The organism is Virgibacillus sp. W0430 (assembly GCF_051846935.1).
Classification (GTDB): domain Bacteria; phylum Bacillota; class Bacilli; order Bacillales; family Amphibacillaceae; genus JBPYCR01.
In genome coordinates, this window is the sequence record NZ_JBPYCS010000001.1 from 80,469 (window position 1) to 103,756 (window position 23,288).

Annotated in this window: 18 protein-coding genes and 1 pseudogene; 11 read left to right on the forward strand and 8 right to left on the reverse strand. The window is 38.1% G+C overall.

Features of this window, described 5'->3' with window-relative positions; all coding sequences use genetic code 11:
• Window positions 1-94 precede the first annotated feature (94 nt).
• The 4 genes from ACLIBH_RS00380 to ACLIBH_RS00395 all read left to right on the forward strand — a co-directional run bounded on the left by ACLIBH_RS00380 (window position 95) and on the right by ACLIBH_RS00395 (window position 6,464).
• Complete coding sequence (locus ACLIBH_RS00380; protein ID WP_439314694.1) at window positions 95-511, forward strand: DUF4870 domain-containing protein; 417 nt, start codon at window positions 95-97, stop codon at window positions 509-511.
• A gap of 483 nt (window positions 512-994) precedes the next feature.
• Window positions 995-2,506: a GGDEF domain-containing protein gene (locus ACLIBH_RS00385; RefSeq protein ID WP_439314695.1), complete on the forward strand. Its 1,512-nt coding sequence runs from the start codon at window positions 995-997 to the stop codon at window positions 2,504-2,506.
• A gap of 270 nt (window positions 2,507-2,776) precedes the next feature.
• The gene (locus ACLIBH_RS00390) at window positions 2,777-4,495 is read left to right on the forward strand and encodes a methyl-accepting chemotaxis protein (RefSeq protein WP_439314696.1); all 1,719 of its coding nucleotides are present in this window, start codon (window positions 2,777-2,779) and stop codon (window positions 4,493-4,495) included.
• A gap of 208 nt (window positions 4,496-4,703) precedes the next feature.
• Complete coding sequence (locus ACLIBH_RS00395; protein ID WP_439314697.1) at window positions 4,704-6,464, forward strand: methyl-accepting chemotaxis protein; 1,761 nt, start codon at window positions 4,704-4,706, stop codon at window positions 6,462-6,464.
• 696 nt (window positions 6,465-7,160) lie between these two features.
• Here ACLIBH_RS00395 and ACLIBH_RS00400 read toward each other — a convergent pair.
• A pseudogene (locus tag ACLIBH_RS00400) lies at window positions 7,161-7,308 on the reverse strand (transposase); the annotation flags it as partial.
• Between the two features lie 311 nt (window positions 7,309-7,619).
• Between ACLIBH_RS00400 and ACLIBH_RS00405 the strand changes: the two are divergent.
• The 7 genes from ACLIBH_RS00405 to ACLIBH_RS00435 all read left to right on the forward strand — a co-directional run bounded on the left by ACLIBH_RS00405 (window position 7,620) and on the right by ACLIBH_RS00435 (window position 14,883).
• Window positions 7,620-8,732: a mandelate racemase/muconate lactonizing enzyme family protein gene (locus ACLIBH_RS00405; protein ID WP_439314698.1), complete on the forward strand. Its 1,113-nt coding sequence runs from the start codon at window positions 7,620-7,622 to the stop codon at window positions 8,730-8,732.
• A 1-nt stretch (window position 8,733) separates the two neighbouring features.
• On the forward strand, window positions 8,734-9,444 hold the full coding sequence (locus ACLIBH_RS00410; protein ID WP_439314699.1) for a GNAT family N-acetyltransferase: 711 nt from the start codon (window positions 8,734-8,736) through the stop codon (window positions 9,442-9,444).
• 157 nt (window positions 9,445-9,601) lie between these two features.
• Window positions 9,602-10,603: an ABC transporter substrate-binding protein gene (locus tag ACLIBH_RS00415; protein WP_439314700.1), complete on the forward strand. Its 1,002-nt coding sequence runs from the start codon at window positions 9,602-9,604 to the stop codon at window positions 10,601-10,603.
• Window positions 10,604-10,718: 115 nt separating this feature from the next.
• Window positions 10,719-11,696 carry an ABC transporter permease gene (locus ACLIBH_RS00420; protein ID WP_439314701.1) on the forward strand — a complete coding sequence of 326 codons (978 nt, stop codon included), beginning with the start codon at window positions 10,719-10,721 and terminating at the stop codon, window positions 11,694-11,696.
• Between the two features lies 1 nt (window position 11,697).
• The gene (locus ACLIBH_RS00425; RefSeq protein WP_439314702.1) at window positions 11,698-12,492 is read left to right on the forward strand and encodes an ABC transporter ATP-binding protein; all 795 of its coding nucleotides are present in this window, start codon (window positions 11,698-11,700) and stop codon (window positions 12,490-12,492) included.
• A gap of 721 nt (window positions 12,493-13,213) precedes the next feature.
• Complete coding sequence (locus ACLIBH_RS00430) at window positions 13,214-13,693, forward strand: Lrp/AsnC family transcriptional regulator (protein ID WP_439314703.1); 480 nt, start codon at window positions 13,214-13,216, stop codon at window positions 13,691-13,693.
• Between the two features lie 17 nt (window positions 13,694-13,710).
• On the forward strand, window positions 13,711-14,883 hold the full coding sequence (locus ACLIBH_RS00435) for an MFS transporter (protein WP_439314704.1): 1,173 nt from the start codon (window positions 13,711-13,713) through the stop codon (window positions 14,881-14,883).
• Between the two features lie 646 nt (window positions 14,884-15,529).
• Here the strand turns inward: ACLIBH_RS00435 and thrB are convergent.
• The 7 genes from thrB to ACLIBH_RS00470 form a co-directional block, all read right to left on the reverse strand.
• Window positions 15,530-16,435, reverse strand: coding sequence for a homoserine kinase (thrB, locus tag ACLIBH_RS00440; RefSeq protein WP_439314705.1), 906 nt, complete (start codon window positions 16,433-16,435; stop codon window positions 15,530-15,532).
• The gene (gene thrC, locus ACLIBH_RS00445; RefSeq protein WP_439314706.1) at window positions 16,428-17,495 is read right to left on the reverse strand and encodes a threonine synthase; all 1,068 of its coding nucleotides are present in this window, start codon (window positions 17,493-17,495) and stop codon (window positions 16,428-16,430) included. Before thrC ends, thrB begins: the two co-directional genes overlap by 8 nt.
• Complete coding sequence (locus ACLIBH_RS00450) at window positions 17,492-18,796, reverse strand: homoserine dehydrogenase (protein WP_439314707.1); 1,305 nt, start codon at window positions 18,794-18,796, stop codon at window positions 17,492-17,494. The genes thrC and ACLIBH_RS00450 overlap by 4 nt, the downstream gene beginning before the upstream one ends.
• Window positions 18,797-18,956: 160 nt before the next feature.
• Entirely contained in the window at window positions 18,957-19,712 is a 756-nt protein-coding gene (locus tag ACLIBH_RS00455; RefSeq protein ID WP_439314708.1) for a potassium channel family protein, read from the reverse strand.
• An 857-nt stretch (window positions 19,713-20,569) separates the two neighbouring features.
• Complete coding sequence (locus ACLIBH_RS00460) at window positions 20,570-21,898, reverse strand: CoA-disulfide reductase (RefSeq protein ID WP_439314709.1); 1,329 nt, start codon at window positions 21,896-21,898, stop codon at window positions 20,570-20,572.
• Between the two features lie 83 nt (window positions 21,899-21,981).
• Window positions 21,982-22,407: a DUF1801 domain-containing protein gene (locus ACLIBH_RS00465; protein ID WP_439314710.1), complete on the reverse strand. Its 426-nt coding sequence runs from the start codon at window positions 22,405-22,407 to the stop codon at window positions 21,982-21,984.
• 223 nt (window positions 22,408-22,630) lie between these two features.
• A complete protein-coding gene (locus ACLIBH_RS00470) occupies window positions 22,631-23,083 on the reverse strand; it encodes a YaiI/YqxD family protein (protein ID WP_439314711.1) in 453 nt (150 codons plus the stop codon).
• Between the last annotated feature and the right edge of the window lie 205 nt (window positions 23,084-23,288).

Consider the following 23,288-nt stretch of genomic DNA (forward strand, 5'->3'; position numbering starts at 1 on the left):
TGTAGAGACAATTCCAACAATATAGGTCTTTATAACTATACTATGAACGGGATAATACTGGTAAAATAATGATAACCTAAACTAAGGAGGGATCATGATGGAAGAAGAAAACAAAGAAGCGAAAGACCAGCCGCTAGCTGAAGTAGAGCCAAATGATGGGGACAAGGAAGCAAACAATAACAAGACATCATCAGGAATGGATCAAAACGTTGCAGCTTTATTGACGTATGTACTCGGGTTTATTACTGGAATTATTTTTATGTTTTTAGAAAAAGAAAATCGATTTGTTCGCTTTCACGCTTTACAATCAATCATTACTTTTGGCGGGTTATTTATTCTAAACTTTATTTTAACAGCAATACCAATTATTGGCTGGCTAATCGGCATTTTGTTAGCACCACTATCAATCATTATATGGATTTTGTTAATGGTAAAAGCGTACCAAGGCAAATACTTCAAATTACCTATTGTTGGTAAATTGGCGGATGAGCAATTGAACAAACAAAGTTAAATAAAAAATGCCCCCTTCTTTGGTCTTCACTGGGTAAATACATACCCATGCAAAAAAAGGAGCACCTTGTTAGTAAAAACATTGTAACATATTTCACAAAGATTTCAACAGAAATTTCGCGGAAGTTTTTAGCAGCTATTGCTGAGCAACATTAAAAATTGGAGAGCCTTGTCACAATTGGGAGTATCCGCTTGTGATAAGGTTCTATTTTTTTAATCCTGTTTAGAAAACGTAAGAAGGCACACGTAAACGGATGCATGTAAAGAGGGGAAAACTGCTTAAAAGGATGTCGGTAAATAGTTGATCCAATCTGTATTAAGCTTACGATAGAAAATAAAGATGAAATTTGTCATAATATACAATATTAAATCGATTAAAAGGACTTATAATTGATTAACAGTGTAATAAATGTAAGTTTTCATTAGGAATGAAAATGAAACATTCAATTAGTGCGAGGAGCAATGTCTCGATGGAGTGAATAAATTGAAATCACATTTTAGAATAAAATTATTTCTAATTATGATTTTTTTTGCCATATCAATCGCTGTTTCGATTGCAACAGTCGATTACTTGAGGTTTAAAAAGCAAGCGGCTGCCGATAATAAATTTCAAATTATACAAACGGAAGAAACGATTAAGCATGCATTGGAAACCGTAGACAAAGCATATTATTTATTTGATCATGAAACCGCAGCAACAATGGAAGTAAATACAAATTATGTAATGAACTTGTATGGAGAAGAGCCCGACTTTTCAAAGTGGGATTTTCAGAAGCTGTATGAGGAACTTGGTATGGATATTTACATTATAAATGTGGACAATGTAATTATTTATAGCAACCTTTCTGAAGATGTTGGTCTCGATTTTAAAACGTGCTGTCGTTCGTTAGCTGCTATTTTGGATGAACGAAGGGCGTCAGGAGACTTTTATGACGATGGATTAGATATTGAGCAGCAATCTGGCTTAATTAAGAAATATAGCTATATGGCCACACCAGATAAAAAGTATATGGTCGAACTCGGGTATTCTGTACAGGATGGTCTTATTTTTCAAGAGTTTAACTTTTTTCAGGAGATTGATCGACTTATACGTGACTATCCTTCTATAAATGACATAAACGTACTGAATATGGGTGGACTTTCGTTAGGGAATCCAGATTCAAAACTGCCAAAGGACAGAAGAGAAGCTTTTAAAAAGGCGATCCAAACAAATGTAACAACGGAACGAGTAAGTACGTGGAAGGATACACCTGCTACTTTCCGCTATGTCCCTTATATATCTACATATGATACAGGCAGTACGAAGACAAAAGCTCTAGAAATCGTGTACAATCACGACGCACTTGAGTCCATAATAAATAAAAATAAAGAGCAATATATGATACAGCTCATTATCGTTATTGGTGTTGCTATTCTCATCTCATTTCTTATCTCTCGATGGCTTGCGAAGCCAATTTATCTAGCAAGTCATGATCAGTTAACAGGATTGAAAAATAGGGCGGCATTTGATGAGTTGTTGAGTGTAAAACTGTTGAAAAACAAATGTACAACGGGATTATTTATGATTGATTTGGATAATTTTAAGCTTGTTAATGATTACTTTGGACATGATAAAGGCGATTACGTCTTACAAGTTGTTTCGAAAACATTGCTTCTCGTATCAAAAAAGGAAATGGAAGCGTTTCGAGTTGGAGGAGATGAATTTGCAGTAATTATCCCTGCAACAAACGAAGCAGAGGTGACAACAATTGCGGAAACAGTAATAAAAATGTTAAAACAAACGATTGATCAAATTACAGAATTAAAGGGACTTAATATTACCGTTAGTATCGGCATAGCTTTATCGACGAAAAAAAGAATGAAGCCTGAGGAGTTATACAAACAGGCAGATGTTGCTTTGTATGCCTCAAAAGCAAAGGGGAAAAATCAATTTTATATATATGAAGCCGAAAGTAGTGCCTCGAGCTACCGTGTTTCTAGGGGGAAGCAAACGTAATATTATATGAACGATTAGATCTGTATAAAGATGGCGAAAACGAGGATGTTCGATAGTCAGAAAGAGTGCTGCACGTAAAAGCTATTGCCAGGTGATGCTTATAAATTGTAGAGGTGTCCGTGCATCTTTTTTTGTTGTAATTGTCCAAAAAATCACAAATTCTATGAAAATACGGTATAATGATCGAATTGAATACCTTAGTTACAAGTACAATATAGCTCGTTTCAAGCAGTCACGAATATGAGCAGCTAATGATAATGGGAGGATTATATGAATCTATTTACAAAAACAACAGCATGGGATGAACGTGTGAAAAATTCCAAAGCAACAAATATTGAGATCGATGAAAGATCAAAAGAACGGCTTATTTTCCTAGGAATTACTAAAGAAACGTTAGCACATGTTCAGCTTGCAGCAGAAGTAGTAGAACCGTATAAAGCAGAAATAATCGATCAATTTTATGAGAACATTGTTTCTATCAATCATCTAAAAGGAATTATCAAGGAAAACTCAACGGTTGATCGTTTGAAAATAACGATGGAAAAGTATCTTGATCAATTTTTGCAAGCAGAGCTAAATCAGGAATATATTAAAACGAGAATGCTTATTGGGGAAGTACATAGCAAGATTAATTTAACAGCCGAGCACTTCATATCCGCACATCATTTACTCGTTCAATATATAACTTCAATTGTGATGGAAAAGCTATATAAGAAAAAAAGCCGCATGATTGATGCAGTCATTGGTGTTCAGAAGCTTGCTGCATTTGATCAACAGCTCATTGTTGAAGTGTATGCTGAGTCTACGTTTAAAGGATTCTTATTTGGAATATCCGATATGATCAATCATACGACACAGTTAGATACAACTCAGAAGCTAATTGAAGGTATGGAGGAGCAGATTAATGAGACACATAGCGTGTCGTCAGCAACAGAGCAAATGAGTGCATCCATCCAGGAAGTATCCGATCATGCCGTAAAGGTGGCTGAAAATACAGATGAAGCTGTGCAATCTGCAGAGCAGAGCAAATTCGTTATTGATGAAGCGTTGCATGCAATTGAAAACGTTGGAACTGTATATGACGACGTAGTAAGTAAAGTAGATAACTTGGATGAAGAAATAGAAAACACACAAGAAGTAATTAGCGTTATAAAAGATATTGCCGACCAAACGAACTTGTTAGCACTTAATGCTAGTATTGAAGCAGCACGAGCTGGTGAACACGGACAAGGCTTTGCGGTGGTCGCGGCTGAAGTACGTAAATTATCGGAGCATACAAAAGAACAAATTGAACAAATAACTGCAAATATGACTTCATTACATACAGTTTCAAGTCAAGTAACAACCCAAATTAAACAGACGGGTGAGCGAGTCGATCAAAGTGTGACAGGGGCTCGGACAGCTGGTACGGAATTAATGAACATTATTTCAAAGATGCAAAGCATTAGCCAGGGGACGAACCAGATAGCAGCGATGAGCGAAGAACAAGCTTCCACTGTACAAGAAATTACGAATAGAAACACAGTTATAAATGAGCTTAGTACCGATTTACAAAAGCAAGCAGAGGAAACAGCTAAGATTATCTTTGATTTAAGTAAGCAAATGGATCATTACCGGAGCACGTTTTTTGCGACAAACATTCGCTTAGAATCAAAAGATATAATCCGAGTTGCTAAAACGGATCATCTATTATGGAAATGGAATATTTATAATATGTTCCTTGGTTTGGAATCAATTGGTGCAGCAGAGGTGATCTCACATGAAGCATGCAGACTAGGAAAATGGTATTATGGCAATACTTCAGCTGACTTTAAAGACCATCAATCGTTTCACCAACTGGAAGCACCTCATCAAGCCGTTCATCAGTACGCTAAAATTGCTGTTGAATGTTTTGAGAAGAACGATTCCGTTGGAGCTCGTACGGCACTTCATCAATTGGAAACAGCATCTTCTACAGTTATCACTTTGCTTAGCGAACTGGAAAAATAACCGTTCCGTAACAAATATACACAAGCTCCGAATGGGCTTGCATTTGAAAAACTTACTCGCTGCAAAAAGATGGCAGGAAGTGTATCAATCTCCTCAAAATAAGTATCATTTCATTTAAAAAAAGTATAATTGTGCCGATAAATAACAATAGTGAAATTTTTAGCGTTGCTATTTTATGAGAAAATACGGAGTAGGTGCAGACGTGAAAATGAAATGGACAAACAAACGGATCTTAAATACTTCCATAAAAGTTAAACTAATTGCAGTATCTTTTCTCTTATTATCGATCCCATTAGCCGTATTAGCTATATTAAGCTTTCAAAGAAGTGCGGATAGTTTAAATGAATTAGGTGAAACAAATTTACAAAACAGCGTAGAAATGACAATTCGCATGATTGATTCACTCCATCAAGAAGTGGAAAAAGGCAATGTTTCATTAGAGGAAGCACAAGAGGAAGTGAAAAGAGCTATCCTTGGTGTAATGGATGCAGAGGGGAAACGGCCAATAAATGAGCAGATTGATTTAGGAGAAAACGGATATATGTATGTGTTAAGTGCAAGCGGAATCCAAATTGCGCATCCAGAGACGGAAGGATTAGATGTATGGGATTCTGAGGATTCCAATGGCAGGAAATTTATTCAGGAAATGATTGATGTTGCAGGAACTGGCGGAGGGTTTGTTTACTACGATTGGGCATTGCCTGGAAATGAAAGTCAAGTTGCACCAGTAGTAGCATATTCAAAAACAGAACCTAATTGGAACTGGACGGTAAATGCAGGAACGTATTTGAAAGACTTTAATCAACCTGCACGGGAAGTACTAACACTTATTCTGATCGTTTCAAGCGTAGCATTAGCTATTGGGGCGGTCGTTATCTGGTTATTTGCTAATAGTTTATCGAAACCAATTCGCATAGTAACGAAACAGTTAAATCAGTTGGCACATAAAGATTTGACAATTGATGAAGTACAAGTGAAAGCAAGGGATGAAATCGGTCAGCTTGCGGATGCGCTTAATTATATGCAACGTGAATTAAAGGGAATCATCTCTAACGTATCGAATGCTTCTAAAGTAATTTCAAGTGAGAGCGAGGGATTAACCCAGTCGGCGCTTGAAGTAAAGGCGGGCTCTGAGCAAGTTGCAACAACGATGCAAGAGCTTGCATCTGGTACGGAGGTGCAAGCGAATCATGCAGCTGATATGTCATCAGTGATGAATTCATTTTTAGCGAAAGTAGAAGACGCAAATAGTAATGGATTGTTGATCGAACGTTCGTCCAATAGTGTAATGTCCTTAACAGAAGAAGGAAGCCAGTTAATGGCCTCGTCTACGAAGCAAATGGAGAAAGTAGATGAAATTGTACAGGATTCAGTTAACAAAGTTCAAGGATTAGATCAGCATTCACAGGAAATTTCAGCACTCGTTTCAGTCATTAAAGATATAGCTGAACAGACCAATCTACTTGCGCTAAATGCTGCAATTGAAGCAGCTCGCGCAGGGGAGCATGGAAAAGGGTTTGCAGTAGTTGCTTTAGAAGTACGCAAGCTTGCAGAACAATCTGCTGCATCTGTAGTCAATATTACAGACATCGTTGATCGTATTCAAAGAGAGTCAAGTGATGTAGCAGCTTCCTTGAAAGATGGATATAAGGAAGTAGAACATGGGACAGCCCAAATTGCTACTACACGCAAAACATTTGAGCAAATTAGCAAGGCTGTAACAGACGTAGCGGAAAATATTGAAACAGTTTCGTCTAATTTGACTGAAATTGCAAAAGACAGTCAGCAAATGAATCATTCCATTCAAGAAATCGCGTCGATCTCAGAGGAATCAGCCGCAGGGGCGGAGCAAACGTCAGCTTCTTCACAACAGATAAGTGGTTCAATGGAAGAAATGCAGAATAGCTCAAATCAGTTAGCAAAACTAGCAGAACAACTAAATGAAATTGTCAATGAATTTAAAATATAGTGGCAATCAACGTGTACATAGAGATCGATATTAAGTGATTGAACGTTACGGTTTGTGCTTGCTGTGTATTTATTAAAAAAGAAAGGCAATCCCACAAATACGAAAAAGCGGCTGGGACAAAACCAGGTTCTTTACAAATGACGTTGATTATGTATTTGAAGTTGAGGAAATACCTGGAAATTTAAGTAGAACGAAAGCATGAAAGTTTGCGCTCTGATTTCGCTGACTTGCACTAGATCCGACAGGCTTTCCGCGGTTACTGCCTTAGCTACTGTAGCTCCTCTATCCGAGTCGCTACAGTGATCTCCGGGCGCGTGCTATTTCCGCAGGAGTCCGTCGACTTTCGTTTCAGTCAGCTTAAAGAGGGCTGATTGAGTCACGTATTTGTGGGTGTTATTTTAAGAAGTTAAAAAACCTCTCTTTGTTTTCGTTGATTTTAGTATTGATTCCTACCGACCGCAGTAGATATACACTACGCTTTCCGTGGAGGCTGAAGCCGTGCCCGCGGAAAGCATCCACCTGCAGTGAAAATCAACGGTGTTATTCATGTGTATATCGTTCGAAGTAAAATTGATCACATATTATCTAGTTAGATTCGTGCATCTGTTCCCCCACAAACATTTTACTCATACAAGAGGGCTAATAGCCTTATTGCACACACTCCAGTGCTGTTTCATTTGCATTGGAGTGTGTTTCTTATGTTTTGTATTTTGTGTCTTTAGGTTTTCGCTTGAAATAAAGCATGATTCGATTCTTATAATTTGGGAAGTTTCTGTACCCATAAGCGACTCTATTAAAATACTTTAATTTTGTTGTTGATCCCTTCGATTTGTCCATTGTTATACAGATAAATGAAGCTATTCTATATGTATGGAAGATCGTATTGTCTGCATTTTTTATTCCACAATTTTTGCACTATGTAGGGTCATCGTTTACTTTCCATCGACATATTTACAGGCCTTTTCTTTGTGCGTTGTTGGAGTTCTATTGACGATTGTTGAAGTGGTATGTTGCTCTACTATTTTAATTCGATCTATTAGTGAATTTGTTGTTTTAATTCGCATATATTTCCGTCTTTCATTCCATAATAAAACATGCGATAATGTCGATAGTCACCGTATGTTTTTTATGCGAAGGAATGAAAGGGGTCTTTTTATGAAAATCAAGGAAGTTGAGATTTACTCCATTGCACTACCATTAGAAGAACCGTTTGTCATTAGCTATTCAACGAGCTATTCTATGGCATCGATTATTGTAAAAGTAACGACAGATACAGGCCTGGTTGGATATGGTGAAGGCTTAGCTGATGAGCATGTTACAGGTGAAATTGCAGAAGGAGTTTATCAAGTCATTAAAACAAAGCTTGCTCCTGCGATTATAGGTGAAAACCCATTACATATGGAACGAATACATGAATTAATGAATAAAGCGATTTATGGTGCACCAACCGCAAAAGCGGCAATTGATATTGCTTGTTATGATCTAGCTGGAAAAGCACTTGGTGTACCTGTGTATGATTTGTTAGGAGGACGCTATCACAAAGAATTTCCGATTACACACGTGCTCAGCATCGATACACCTGAAAAAATGGCAGAAGATGCGGCAAAAAGAGTTGAACTAGGATATGCATCTTTTAAAATGAAGGTAGGAACGGATATTTTTGAGGATGTTGCGCGTATTAAAGCGGTAAGAGAGCGTGTTGGAGAAACAATTGCGATCCGTGTGGACGTGAATCAAGGCTGGAAGACGAGTGGTAACACACTACAAGCATTAGAAATGCTAAAGGGCGTTTCTATTGATTGGATTGAACAACCTGTGTTAGCGGATGATATTGACGCAATGGCAGAGGTGAAATCAAAATCAGCCTTTCCACTTATGATTGATGAAGGTATGCGCGGTACGCGTGAAATGCGTCAAGTCATCTCTAAGCGTGCAGCAGATAAAGTTAATATAAAACTTATGAAGTGTGGAGGAATCTATCCGGCTATGAAGCTTGCGCATATGGCTGAGATGGCACAAATCGATTGCCAAGTAGGCTCCATGGTAGAATCGTCTATCGGTTCGGCAGCTGGCTTTCACGTATCGTTTTCTAAAAAGATTATAACGAGCGTTGAGTTGACGGGTCCGTTAAAATTTAGTGAAGATATTGGTAATTTGCACTATGATGTTCCTTTCATTCGCTTGTCCGAAAAACCAGGACTAGGTGTAGATGTTAGCGAGGATACATTAAAGGCACTAACAATAATATCTGAAAGGGTTTCAGAATAAAATGCGTTCATGTTTACAATCAGGAAACCTTCAAAGTGGCCAAGCATATAAGATAGCATATTTGTCTATCGATGATTTGCCTAAAATGTTGGTACTCCAAGAAAAGGTAATTGAATCGATTGAACAAAAAGACTCATTACAACCGTTAACCGTGCAAGAATTTACAACGATTTTTTCAGGTAAAGGCTTTGTAATCGGAGTGTTTATTGATGAAAAACTAATTGCTTTACGGGCGATGCTCGAGCCTAAGATCGATGAGGAACACTTTGGATTGGATGCCGGTTTGCCAGATGAAGACCTTGAAAAAGTTATTTATCAGGAGATTTCCTGTGTTGATCCTGCATACCGAGGAAATCGATTGCAACAAATGATGGGACGAATTGTAATGAATGAGCTTGATCGCGATCGATTTCGTTATGTAAGTGCAACGGTTGCACCTTTCAATATACCAAGTTTAAAAGATAAATTAGCTCTCGGCTTAGAAATTGTAGCTTTAAAGGAGAAGTACGAAGGGAAGCTCCGCTACGTTTTTATGAAAGATTTAAATTTGAACAAACGTTTGTATAAGAACGAAGTTTACATTGAAATGGGTAAAATAACGGAACAAAAGCAATTGCTCCAATCGGGTTATTTAGGTGTTGGAATTCGAGAAATAGAAGGCAAATGGTTTGTTCAATATGCTCAGCCTACCAATTCAAAAGATTCATGTTAAAAAGTGGGAAAAATATAACAGTAGGATTATTCAGTTACAGGTAGACTAGAGTGGGAGATTATTAGTATAATAGTATGTATAACTGTTTAAAAATAAACTTTGTTCATCCTATGTATGATTATATAGGGACAGTAGAAAAGATCGAGGGGGAATAGTAATGAAAAAATGGCTACAATTAATGGCGTTCGCTGTTATTGCCGTTCTGGCATTAGCTGCTTGTGGAGGCGGAAATGACGACGCCGAAGACGCTGCTGAAGAAGGTGGAGAATCGTATACAGTTGGTGCAACACAAATTGTTGAACATCCATCGCTTGATCGCGCGTATGAAGGTTTTCAAGCAGCACTTAAAGATGCGGGGCTTAATGTAGAATACGATTTTCAAAGCGCCCAAAATGATCCGAATAATGTAAAGCCAATTTCGGACGGATTTGTTGCTGATGGAGTTGACTTAATATTTGCAAACTCAACACCGAGTGCGTTAGGTGCTGCAGAAGCTACAAACGATATTCCAATTGTTTTTACATCGGTTACGGATGCTGTGGATGCAGGGCTAGTAACATCTATGGATGAGCCTGGTGAGAATATTACTGGTGTTCTTGATTTACACCCAGATGCAATTGCTGAAACAATTAATTTTATCGATACGTACTACAAGGATGCAGCAGTTGGCTTAATATATAATGCAGGAGAGCCTAACTCGGTAACACAAATTGATGCAGTTAAGGAAGCTATCGAAGGTACGAGTCTTACAATTGAGGAGCGTACAGTTGCTAATGGATCAGAGGTTCAGCAAGCAGCAACAACACTTGTAAGTGATGTAGATGTATTTTATATCATTACGGATAATACAGTTGTAGAGGCTTTAGATAGTGTTATATCTGTAGCAAATGAGCAAGATATTCCACTCGTAGTAGGAGAGCCAGACTCTGTTGCTAAAGGCGGATTCGCTACGTTCGGTATTGACTATTACACAATTGGTTACCGTACAGGTGAAATGGCGGCAGAGATTTTAACTGGAGAGAAAACTACTAAAGATATAGCAGTAGAGTATCCACCAGAGATTCAGTTGTTTATAAACAAAAATGCTGCAGAAGAACAAGGAATTGAATGGCAAGATGCATGGGATGAAGACGCTCAGTTTGTAGACCCAGCACAATAAAAATATAATCGTGCAACCAATAGTAGAACAGAGAAGAAGCAGGCTATGGCCTGCTTCGCTGTTCTATATATAACTATTCATTTATTACAGTAAGAGGTGCGGGAAGGAGGCTATCATGCTTTTATCTTTATTCGGCGCTGTAGAATCGGGCGTCATCTATGCAATAATGGCTCTAGGTGTTTATTTGTCCTTCCGCGTACTGGATTTTCCAGATTTAACAGTAGACGGAAGCTTTGTTACAGGCGGAGCTGTTGCGGCAATTTCTATTATTAATGGTATTCCCCCAGCCGTTGCGACTTTAATGGGCGCTGGTGCTGGTTTTTTAGCAGGCTGTATAACCGGAATTATTCATACAAAAGGTAAAATAAATGCATTGCTTTCAGGAATTTTAATGATGATTGCATTATATTCGATAAATTTACGCATAATGGGACAGCCAACATTATCGCTTTTAAATGAGAGCTCTCTCTTTAAACAGTTGCAATCTGTTTGGGCAGCGACCGGTCTTGATGCATTTTTTAACGGAATTTTAACTTCTATGGGAGCTGAGCGTGTTCCTAGTACTTGGGTTATTGTGTTTGTAATGATATTTGTAACGCTTTTTATTAAGTTTCTGACTGATTTCTTCTTGAAAACAGAAATTGGCCTTGCTTTACGCGCTACGGGAGATAATCAGCGGATGATTCGAAGCTTATCTGCGAACACAGATGTGCTCATAATTGTTGGCGTTGGTATTTCTAATGCTCTTGTAGCGTTATCCGGAGCCTTAATTGCACAGCATGGTAGTGTAGCGAATGTTAATATGGGGATAGGGATGATCGTTATCGGTCTAGCCTCTGTTATTATAGGAGAAGCATTGTTTGGCAAGCGAACAATTGCAATAGCAACGATTGCTGTTATTGGCGGTGCTGTTGTTTATCGGATCGTTGTGACGCTCGCACTCCGGGTCGACTTTTTGGAAACAGGAGATATGAAGTTAATTACAGCAATACTCGTTATCTTAGCTTTAGTTACACCGAAGATCATGCAGGCGCAAAAGGAGAAAAAACGACGCTTAAAAAAACGTGCCGAACTGAAAGTAGAGGATGTTTAGAATGCTCAATCTACGAAATATATCAATCACTTTTAATGAAGGTACACCGGATGAAAAGAAAGCATTGCGTACAATTAATCTTGAATTAAAAAAAGGCGAATTCGTTACCGTAATTGGCGGAAACGGAGCAGGAAAGTCTACACTAATGAACGTTATATCTGGATATTTATCTCCAGACGTTGGTGATATTTTTATTGCTAATGAACGCGTGGATCATTTACCGGAATATAAAAGGTCATCTTACATTGGCCGTGTTTTCCAAGATCCAATGGCAGGTACGGCACCGACGATGACAATTGAAGAAAATTTGGCTATGGCCTATTCAAGAGATAAAAAAAGAAAGTTACAATTAGGAGTAAATAAAAAGCGGAGAGAAATGTTCCAAGAGTATTTGCGAACATTAAACCTCGGCTTGGATCAACGCTTAACCGCAAAGGTAGGTTTGCTTTCAGGTGGAGAACGCCAAGCGCTGTCTTTATTAATGGCTACATTTACTGAACCAAATATTTTATTGCTTGATGAGCATACAGCAGCATTAGACCCAGCTCGTGCTGAACTGATTACAACAATTACAGCTGATGTAGTGAAGAAATATGAGCTAACGACGTTAATGGTAACACACAATATGCAACAAGCACTGGACTTAGGAGATCGATTAATAATGATGGACGCTGGACAAATTATTTTCGATGTACGAGGAGAAGAAAAGAAGGCTTTAACGATCGAAGATTTGCTTCATGAATTCCAACGAATTCGTGGCACACAGCTTGATAACGATCGAGCAGTTTTAGGATAATCATACGGATAAAGGACTTAAACATTTTGTTTGAGTTCTTTTTTTGTCCAATTTTTTCTCGTATTATGAGCTTTAATAGTATGACATAGCAATTAAATTAATTTTATTAATCTTATAACGAAAAATATGCGTATAAATTAGTTATTTATAGAAAATATTGAAACTTAACTTACAAAATTCCTTCTTTATGTTATTATTTTTAAAATATATAATAGTGAGTTTTAATGCCGTATTTATGGCAACAAACTCATTTAAGCAAACAGCGCAGGCTGTAATATCGTTGTCGATGCTCGGTGCTATGGGGGACATTTACTATTTTTAATGAGCGGTACCAAAAGGAGCGTTGTGTGGAAATTGACGAAACTCATTATGGAGAGAAGTATATTAGGAAGGAACTCTCATTCTCTAGAGTAAGAGATTGCGAGTTTTAAAAAAAAGGAGAGATGTGCGCCATGTGTAAAAATTACTGTTATTGGCCCAAGAGCTGGTCGTCTTGATACAGGCTATCTCGTTGTTGATGATTTATTAGCGATATGTAAGCTTCACACCACTGGCAGTTAGCACGATATTAAATATAACGAATAGCGTACCGTTTTATGCTTTAATTAAGACCAAGACTATCTACAAGACATAACGGTCTGTGTTGTGCTTGTGCATTGAATCAAATCAACAAGTTGAATTGAGCTTGTACAAAATTAGATATCCGAGGGGGGGACTCATTATGAAGCTGGATCAAATGGATAAGGATATATTGGAATATTTACAAAGGGATTCCAATATTACCAATGCGGAATTGGCTAGGAAATTAAATATTTCACCTCCAGCAATGCATGGAAGGGTGAAAAGACTGTATAACGATGGGTTTATTGATAAGCACGTTTTAATCTTGAATGCATCAAAGCTCGGTTTTGATCTTTTATGTTTTATTTTTTTAAATACGAATGTACATCAGCTTGAGCAATTAAATCAGTTTGAAGCTAAAATTCAAGAACTACCCCAAGTGCTCGAATGCTATACGTTAACGGGTGAATATGATTATATGCTAAAGGTCGTTAATAAAAACTCGAATAATTTGCAGCACTTTATTCGTCAGCTTAATGGCATTTCCGAAATTACTAGAATTCAAACAAGTATTTCATTACGAGAAGTGAAGTTTTCAACCGAGCTTCCAATCGGGGATGAACAATCGGTGCAAGACTAACGGCTGGAGGCATCAAAATGGGAAGATGGAAAGTATTAAGTTATGTATCAATTGCTCAAATATCTGCTTTAAGTTTATGGTTTAGTGCAGCAGTTATTTTGCCTGAATTGAAGAATGTATTGGCGTTTAGTTCGTGGTTGGAAAGTGCAATGAATATAGCTGTGCCAATAGGTTTTGTTTGTGGTGCTCTTTTTAGTGCGGCAATAGGCTTAGCAGATCGATACAATACGAGGAAGCTTTATGCAACGTGCGCAATTTTTGGAGCTATCTTTAATGGATGCATACTGTTGGCCCAGACACCGGAGCAAATCGTCCTCTTAAGACTTTTAACGGGGATCGCCTTGGCGGGCGTTTATCCAACAGCGGTGAAGGTGATTACGAACTGGTTCCCCAAAAATCGTGGATTTGCGATGGGTGTTTTAATTGGTGCGTTAACAATTGGATCTGCATTGCCTCATTTAATAGGCGTTTTCTTTTATACGATAGATTGGCGTATGGTTGTTATAGTGAGTTCGGTTTTATCTATATTTTCCGCTTGGATTATGAATAGTTTAGTGGAGGATGCCCCCGATACAATAGAGGAAGCTGTATTTTCTTTTCGACATTTAAAGAACGTTGTCCATAATAAACGAGTCATGCTGGCTAATTATGGGTACTTCGGACATATGTGGGAATTGTATGCAATGTGGACTTGGATTCCTGTGTTCTTAATACATAGCTTCCAATCTACATTATCTGTTAGTTTTATATCGTTCATCGCCTTTTTAATTATTGGTATTTCGGGATTAATCGGCTGTGTTCTAGGAGGAGTTGCATCGGATTATATCGGACGTTCTAATTTAACGATCATTGCCATGCTTGTGAGTGCAATATGCTGTATGTTAATAGGTGTTACCTACGGCCGTGCAATGTGGCTAACTATTGTCGTTGCTGCGATATGGGGTGTAGCTGTAATTGCTGATTCGGCTCAGTTTTCGGCAGTTGTATCCGATCTTGCCCCTAAAAAATATGTAGGTACTGCACTTACTTTCCAAATGGCAGTTGGTTTTCTCATCAGTGTATTATCTATTAATCTTATTCCGATCGTAGCTTCGCTCATTTCATGGAAGTGGGTATTTATTGTTCTTAGTATTGGTCCGTTTCTAGGAATTGCATCTATGTGGCGCTTGAAAAAAATAGAAAATGCATAATTGCCGAAAAACCTTTATATAAAGAATAGTACAGAGATCCTATATTTTAGAATCAGAAAAACAACAGCTGTGAATATGACGATGAGTTTTATCCGATGTTTGGTCAACGATTAGAAGTAAATATTGTGAAAGAAATGTTAGATTATGGATCAAGTATTAAAAATGAACGATGAGCTCTATCAGGAATTAGTACATTCGGAGACAAATCGTGATTACGTGGCATTAGAAAGTATACTAAAAAGGTGCAACACGAAGTTGATAGAGATGAATTGAAGGGACAACAACAAAATTAAAGTACGTAATAAAGTCGCTTATGGGTACAGAAACTTCACGAATTATAAGAGTCGAATCATGCTTTATTTCAAGCGAAAACATAAAGAAACAAAACACAATACAAAACATAAAGAAACACACTCCAATGCAAATGAAATAGCATTGAAGTGTGTGCATTAAGGCTATTACCCCTCTTTAAGCTGACTGGAACGATAGTCGATGGACTCCTGCGGAAAGCCTGTCGGTTGTAGTGCAAGTCAGCGAAAACAGAGCGCTAGCTTTCATGTTTTTGTTCTACTTCATTATTAAGTATTCCTCAACTCCAACGTCATTCGACAAAGAACCCTTCTTCGCAGCTGGCTGTTAGTTTAGTTTAAGCATTTGTTGTTGCTGTACTAACTTGTAGTCCGTTCGGGTCGAGCTTTAATGATTTAATTTCATAAGCAGGCAAATTCTTTTGTAATTCCTCCGCTATGGATGCACCTTTACCACTTGGTACGAAAGAAATCATTGTTGGACCCGATCCGCTTAAGACCGTTCCATACGCCCCAAGTCTCGTTGCTTCTTCGCGGATTTTTGTATAGTCAGGAATAAGCTTGGCGCGATATGGTTCATGAAACATATCCTTCTCCATCATTTTCCCTGCTAAATGATAATCTCCTGCTATAAGGGCAGCAATCATTAAATTACTAATACCGCTCGCTCTTGTGGCATCTTTCATTGTTAGTTGTTCAGGAAGCACTTTTCGTGCATCCTCAGTTCGTACTTCAAAGTCGGGAATATAAATGACTAAATCCGTCTCAATAGCCGGGAGTTGTTTATATTCAACTTCGTTATCAATCATTACCGTAATAACAAATCCACCGAGCAAACATGGTGTGACATTATCGGGATGCCCTTCAATTTCTACTGCATAGTGCAGTCTTTGTTCTTTCGTTAAATTAAGATTTAGTAGTTGATTTGCTAGCTCAATTCCCGCAACGATAGCAGATGCACTACTGCCAAGACCTCTTGCTAATGGGATTTCGCTTTTGACAATAACTTTACAAGCGGGGAGCTCTTCCCCATATTTTTCGGCTATTTGCACGGCAATTTTATAAATGAAATGGTCTTCGGCTATCGGATTAGCAGGCAGGATAGGGGATTGATGTTCGAATTCCCACGTATCCTGTGTTTCAACATCCAATGTTAAATAGCGACTGACCGCAACTCCAGCTGAATCATAGCCTGGACCTATATTTGCGGAGCTTGCGGGTACAGAAATTGTAAATTTACGCATTGTTTACCGTTTGTTTAATATAAGCTGTGACAGCTTCTTCGTCATTAGGTAAGGAGATAGGATCTACTTCGAGTTGGTCAATTGCTGTTTGAGGGTCTTTTAAACCATTACCAGTTAAAACAGCGACAACTTTACTTCCAGGTTCGATGGATCCTTTTTCAACTTGTTGTATTAAGCCAGCTATAGATGCACATGATCCAGGCTCTGCAAATATACCTTCTTTTTGAGCTAAAAGTGTAAAAGCATGCAAAATTTCATCATCTGTAACAGAAGAAATTAACCCATTTGACTCATCTCTTGCGTTTGTTGCAAGCTGCCAGCTAGCAGGGTTACCTATCCGTATTGCAGTAGCAACGGTTTCCGGCTCTGTTATCACTTTATCTTGTACGATAGCTGCAGCGCCTTCTGCTTCAAATCCGAACATTTTAGGAAGGCCTGTGTTATTTTTTTCGTTATATTCCTTGAAGCCTTTCCAGTAAGCACTAATGTTTCCTGCATTTCCTACTGGGATAGCGAGCACGTCAGGTGCTACTCCACCGAGCTGATCGCACACTTCAAAAGCAGCTGTTTTTTGTCCTTCTAAACGATGTGGATTCACTGAATTCACGAGCGTTACTGGAGACGTTTTACTAATTTTTTGAACCATTTTTAACGCATCGTCAAAATTACCGTCAATTTGGACGATTTCTGCACCGTACATCATTGCTTGGGCTAGTTTTCCTAAGGCTACCTTTCCTTTTGGAATAATAACAATTGCACGCATGCCAGCCTTTGCAGCATATGCAGCAGCAGATGCAGATGTGTTCCCGGTTGAGGCACAAATAACGGATTTGCTTCCGTCTTCTGCTGCTTTAGCAACAGCCATCACCATGCCGCGGTCTTTAAAGGAACCGGTAGGATTCGCACCTTCCACCTTCCCGTACAGCTCAATACCAAGCTGTTTGGATAAGTGCGGGAAGTGAATGAGCGGTGTATTTCCTTCATGTAATGTAAGTACAGGTGTTTTTTCAGTAACGGGTAAAAAGTCTTTATAATGTGTAATTAATCCTGTCCAATTCATTCGCTTGCATCTCCTTCAACGCGGAAAAAGCTATCTACATTTTCAACGACATATAATTCTTCTAGTTTTGATTTTGCCTCTTTAAATTGTGCCAATGACGTCTTATGTGTAACGAGAACAATTTCAGCTAATTCGTTTTTATTGCTCGGAGTTTGTAAAATACGCTCGAAGCTAATGCCCATTTGATTAAATAACTCAGATATGAGAGCAAATGCGCCAACTTCATCTTTTACATGTAAACGTAAATAGTATTGACTATAGCGCTGATCCAATGGGGTTAATTCCTTTAGAAAGCGTGGTTTAACAAACTTTTTACCATTTACGCCGAGACGCATATTTTTAATTGCTTCAACGACATCTGACATAACCGCTGTTGCGGTAGGTAGGCTGCCTGCACCTGGTCCGTAAAACATTGTTTCGCCAACTGCTTCACCGTTAATATATACTGCATTATATTCATCTTTAACACTCGCTAATGGGTGTTTGTTTGATAAAAATGTTGGCTGGACGCTCACTTCGATATGGTGGTCATTTGTTCGGTTTGCAAAGCCAATGAGCTTCATTGAAAAACCGAGCTGCTTTCCATATTCCAAATCGGTTAACGATAATTTTGAGATTCCTTCAACTTCTACATCGTCAAGCTCTACATTTGTTAAAAAGGAAAGACGAGCTAAGATGACCATTTTTCTGGCAGCATCCAATCCTTCGACATCTGCTGTTGGATCGGCTTCAGCAAAGCCTAGTTCTTGCGCTTCTTTTAATGCATCTTCATAGCTTGCTCCGTCTACGTCCATTTTAGTTAAAATATAGTTGGTTGTTCCATTGACGATTCCCATTACTTGCTGAATTCTGTCGGAAACAAGACCGTCTGACAACCCCCGTAATAGAGGAATTCCGCCACCAACACTTGCCTCATAAAATAAGTCGCACCCATTTTCATTAGCAGCAGCTTCAAGCTCTGGGCCATACAAAGCGATTAAGTCTTTGTTCGCGGTTACGACATGTTTTTTTGCTTGAAATGCTCGTAATATATATTGACGGGCTTCTTCAATTCCACCCATAACTTCTACAATCACATCTATTTCTGGGTCGTTTAACACATCATCACAATTTGTTGTAAGAACGGAGTTATCAATATCTGTGTTTCGTGCCTTTTCTAAATTACGCACGAGTACACTTTTTACACGCACACCGCAGCCGAGCTGATGTACAAGATCTTCTTGATATTTTTCAATTAATTTCGCTACGCCTGAGCCAACTACTCCTAGCCCTAGCAAGCCAACCGATACTTCCTTTTCCACATTAACACCTCTTTTTTGTCCTTTGCATAAATACAATTGCTTTCTATACATAGACATTATAAACCCTATGCTAGTTAGATAGCAATAAGAATTGCTGATTTTTTATAAATTTGAAGCAAAAACACGATATTAATTATTTTTTATTGCTCGTTTATACGTATCATTCGATCTTTGAATTTAACTTTTCATTGTCCTCAGCACGTTTCTTGTAATCTTGTAAGAGAACAATTAATTGGTTAATTTCCTCAGGTGTTAACTTTTCGATACGTTGTAATTGCTTATTCATAAACGTAATCGTAGCGTGTTGCTTTGGTTCATCTTTAATGAAAAATGTTGTAATCGATCCTGTCAACATTCCAATCATTCCTATACCGATAAGCATTAAAAATACTGCTACTATTCTACCTGTTATCGTATCGGGCGAAATATCACCGTAGCCAACGGTCGTTGTAGTTACAATTGCCCACCATAATCCATCAGAAAAAGAGTGAATGTCTGGTTCTGTATATGTAACGATTGTTCCACCACTTACGACGAGCAACGTAGCAACGATAAGTACGCGATCTAAATTGTTTGTTTTCAAAATCTGAAAGAAGTGTGGCAATATACTTCTAGAAATGGCGAGCAAACGCAAAATCCGAAATAATCGGGCAATACGCGCTGTTTGAAAAATAGCGTCTAAAGGAAGGGCAGCAATAATATCAAATGGGTTCTTTTTAATGTAATTCCATTTGTTTTTCGCGAGAACTAGACGGACGACGACATCGATGAAAAATAATAGCCAGACAATCTTATCAAGAAAAATAAAGCGATCTTCTGAATAAAACAGTAAAATAACGGAAATAAATGCGAGTATAACTAAGATTGATTCATAGACAAGGGCTAGTTTTGCTTTGTTTCTCACCTTCACTTTCATATTTTAACTCCTCGTATAATTTGTGTAGTCGTTACTACTTTGCCTATCATTTCTATTCTTTTTGACTGATTCGTAAATCTTATCTAACGTTTAAATACGTTACTTTACATTCCAGACGGACGCTTTCCGCGGCATGGCTTGAGCCTCCTCGTAAGAAGTTCACTTCCTGTGGGGTCTCAAGACGCTTGCTTTTCCCGCAGGAGTCGCCGAATTTCATTTCAACTAACTCAGTCTGAGCTAACTCATTTGCTATAAATATGTTAAATCCCTTGGACGTTGATAACTAAATAACTACTTATTTTTATCTTGATATATTACCGCAGGTCTTAATAGTAATGCAATAAATAGTATTATTCTAGCATTTTTTTGAGGGATTTGTCTTGGTTAACAATAAAGTTTATTGAGTCAAGTATTTGTGGGTGCTGTTTTTTGTGGGTGTTATTTTAAGAAGTTAAAATACCTCTCTTTGTATTCGTTAATTTTAGTATGACTCCTACCGACCGCAGTAGATATACACGACGCTTTCCTTGCCCGCGGAAAGCATCCACCTGCAGTGAAAATCAACCGTGTTATTCATGTGTATATCGTTCAAAGTAAAATTGATCACATATTATCTAGTTAGATTCGTGCATCTGTTCCCCCACAAACATTTTACTCATACAATAAAGTTTATTTATCTACAAAAAACCTTCAACAGGAGATAGAGGTGTCTCGCTGTGAAGGTTTCTATTTGCTTTTATGGAATGTAATAAAATAATAGTAATTTACTCAAACGATAGTAGTACGAGTCGGAATGATTGTGAGAAAATATCGAATATAAGTATGCTAAGTGGACACATTTGTCTTAAAGCAAAAAGTTATATTCTTCGGGCAGTTTGCTGTATCGCGTCCCAGACGCCGTTATATGGCGGTGCATACGCTAAATCTAAGTGCAGCAGCTGATCAACAGTCATTTCGTTATAAAGTGCGGTAGCAAGCACATCAATTCGTTTATCTACTCCGTTTTTACCGATAATTTGGGCACCGAGAACTTGTCTTGTTTGCAATTGATACACGAGCTTTATTTGTAAAGGGGAGTGATTTGGGTAATAGCCAGCAATATCCCTTCCTTCATATAATTGAGTAGCATATGGGATGTTTAAAGATGCTGCTTCTTTTTCGGATAAGCCAGTCCTGCCTAAAGTTAGATCAAAAAATTTAATGATTGAAGTTCCAACGATACCTGCAAATTTCATAGTTCCACCTGCCATATTGATACCAGCAATAACACCTTGCTTATTAGCAGTCGTTCCAAGTGGCATATATTCATTTTCCTGTTTAATCCGATGATAGTGGGTAGCACAATCTCCAGCGGCATAAATGTTCTTTTTATTTGTTTCCATAAAAGGATTAACAATAATTGCTCCATTTTGCATCGTGTGAATTCCTGTGCCGTCTAAAAAGTCTGTATTAGGATCAACACCAATAGCTACAAGCACTAAGTCGGCTGCATATGTTTGTTTATCTGTTTGTACCCTTTCGACAGATGTACTTCCAATAAACCCTTCAACCGACTCATTAAGTACGAGTCGAATGTTTTTTTCTTCTGCTTCCTTCTGCACCATTTCCGCCATTTCTTTATCGAAAATAGAAGCTACCTGTTCTCCACGTTGGATAATTCTTACGTCTTTCCCAATTGCAGCGAAATTTTCAGCAGCTTCTAATCCAATATATCCACCGCCAACAACGACGACTTTTTTTACGGTATGTGTCAAATCCTGTAAAATAGCTTTTGTATCTGGTATGGTTTTTAACGAATGGATCCCGTTTAAATGACTTCCTTCCCAGTCAGGAAGCTTCGGACGGGCTCCCGTAGCTATTAATAAGCGGTCATATGGAACGGTTATTACGTCATCTTTTGAGGATTCGACTGCCTCAATTCGTTGTTGCTTATGATCAATATGAGTTACTTTCGTATTTGTTTTTGCCTTTATTCCGTACTTGTTACGAAACGTTTCTACGCTTCTGGCAATGACATCATTAACACTAGAAACCGTACCACTAAGAACGTATGGCAATCCGCATTGTCCATATGAATAATATTCGCCTTGTTCTAAAACGGTTATATCAGCTTGCTTATCGGTTCGAACAATTTGCATCGCAGCACTCATTCCAGCCGCAACACCACCAATTATAACGTATCGCAAACGAGGTCCTCCTTTATTTAATCGAAATGCTATGCGTCCAATTCATTCACTTTGCTTCAATTGTTGATACGAAAGCTAATTTTTTATTCGTTTACTGGATACAACTGCGTAAGGAAATCAATGGATTGCTCGATCAATTTCCTTAATACATCTACATCTATATCAGCTACTTTATTAATATAGACACAAGCTTTACCAGTTGTATGCTTGCCAAAATTACGGAGTAAAGCTTCTCTGTTTGTATCTCCGACTGCAAAATAAAGGCTAATTTTCGCTTTCCGAGGGGAAAACCCGACTAGCGGTGCATCGCCTTCGTGACCGGACGCATACGTGTAATGGTATGAGCCAAAACCAATAATGCTCGATCCCCACATTTTAGCCTCATAGCCGGTTGTTTCTGTAAAGATATCGAGAAGCTTGTATGCATCTTCCCGTTTTCTCGGGTGTTCTACTGCTTCAATAAATTCAATGACATCATTATCATTTTGCTTTGTTTTTAGTTCATACATGAACTGTTCCCTCCTTTATGTAATAAAAAACTTTGATTATACGATAAATGGTGCTATTTGATTCTACTGTCCCAATTTCGATTCGTATTTTTGCAGCTAAACGTCTGCATGTTCATCTGCCCTGTAATGCTTTAAGACGATGACTGTCTCGTCAATTTTACCTTCTTTTCATCATACTTAGTTTGCTTTTAATCGTGTGGCATGGTGTAAGCGTCTGTTTAGCTTAAGTATTTGTTAAATTTTTAACAGTTTTTACTAGTAACTGAGTAAACTTTTCTTTATCTAGAGCAGTGAAAGGTTTTGGACCTTTCGTGCGCTGCCCGCTTTTTCTAGCTTTGGCATTAAAGTAACGTGCTTGCAATAACCGGTCAATATTTTCATGGGTGTATATGAAGCCCTTATGGTGAATCGGTACACACCCTTTACCTAAACAAAGGGAGGCTAAGCCGAAGTCTTGTGTAATAATGAGGTCACCTGCTTGAGCAAGCTTGATAATTCGAAAGTCGGCTTGATCCGATCCTTTATCTACATAAATTGTAGTAACATGCTCAGCTTGATTTGTATCCGAATAGTGGGCGAAATTTTTAATGAGTACGACTGACAGATGGTGCTGTTTAGCGATTGAAATTACTTCTTCCTGCACAGGACACGCATCTGCATCGACAAAAATTTTCAAGCTTATCCCTCCTCGTACAGTATGCGTATGCTTTCTTTTTCTATTAATAGGTCGTGTGTTTGAATCAATCTCATTATACGATACTTTTATGTTTAAATTCGTATATAAGAAGAGTATTCCGTTTTACACAAAATTAGTGATTAAATTTATTGTTATTATTTTTACTATACGGATTATGCCGCTATATTTCCATTTATATTTTTTT

What these genes read in the sequence shown, in the direction of transcription:
- ACLIBH_RS00380 (WP_439314694.1), top strand. Translation starts at nt 95, where the DNA reads ATGATGGAAGAAGAAAACAAAGAAGCGAAAGACCAGCCGCTAGCTGAA.
- ACLIBH_RS00390 (WP_439314696.1), top strand. Translation starts at nt 2,777, where the DNA reads ATGAATCTATTTACAAAAACAACAGCATGGGATGAACGTGTGAAAAAT.
- ACLIBH_RS00395 (WP_439314697.1), top strand. Translation starts at nt 4,704, where the DNA reads ATGAAATGGACAAACAAACGGATCTTAAATACTTCCATAAAAGTTAAA.
- ACLIBH_RS00405 (WP_439314698.1), top strand. Translation starts at nt 7,620, where the DNA reads ATGAAAATCAAGGAAGTTGAGATTTACTCCATTGCACTACCATTAGAA.
- ACLIBH_RS00410 (WP_439314699.1), top strand. Translation starts at nt 8,734, where the DNA reads ATGCGTTCATGTTTACAATCAGGAAACCTTCAAAGTGGCCAAGCATAT.
- ACLIBH_RS00415 (WP_439314700.1), top strand. Translation starts at nt 9,602, where the DNA reads ATGAAAAAATGGCTACAATTAATGGCGTTCGCTGTTATTGCCGTTCTG.
- ACLIBH_RS00420 (WP_439314701.1), top strand. Translation starts at nt 10,719, where the DNA reads ATGCTTTTATCTTTATTCGGCGCTGTAGAATCGGGCGTCATCTATGCA.
- ACLIBH_RS00425 (WP_439314702.1), top strand. Translation starts at nt 11,698, where the DNA reads ATGCTCAATCTACGAAATATATCAATCACTTTTAATGAAGGTACACCG.
- ACLIBH_RS00430 (WP_439314703.1), top strand. Translation starts at nt 13,214, where the DNA reads ATGAAGCTGGATCAAATGGATAAGGATATATTGGAATATTTACAAAGG.
- ACLIBH_RS00435 (WP_439314704.1), top strand. Translation starts at nt 13,711, where the DNA reads ATGGGAAGATGGAAAGTATTAAGTTATGTATCAATTGCTCAAATATCT.
- thrB (WP_439314705.1), bottom strand. Translation starts at nt 16,435, where the DNA reads ATGCGTAAATTTACAATTTCTGTACCCGCAAGCTCCGCAAATATAGGT.
- thrC (WP_439314706.1), bottom strand. Translation starts at nt 17,495, where the DNA reads ATGAATTGGACAGGATTAATTACACATTATAAAGACTTTTTACCCGTT.
- ACLIBH_RS00455 (WP_439314708.1), bottom strand. Translation starts at nt 19,712, where the DNA reads ATGAAAGTGAAGGTGAGAAACAAAGCAAAACTAGCCCTTGTCTATGAA.
- ACLIBH_RS00465 (WP_439314710.1), bottom strand. Translation starts at nt 22,407, where the DNA reads ATGTATGAACTAAAAACAAAGCAAAATGATAATGATGTCATTGAATTT.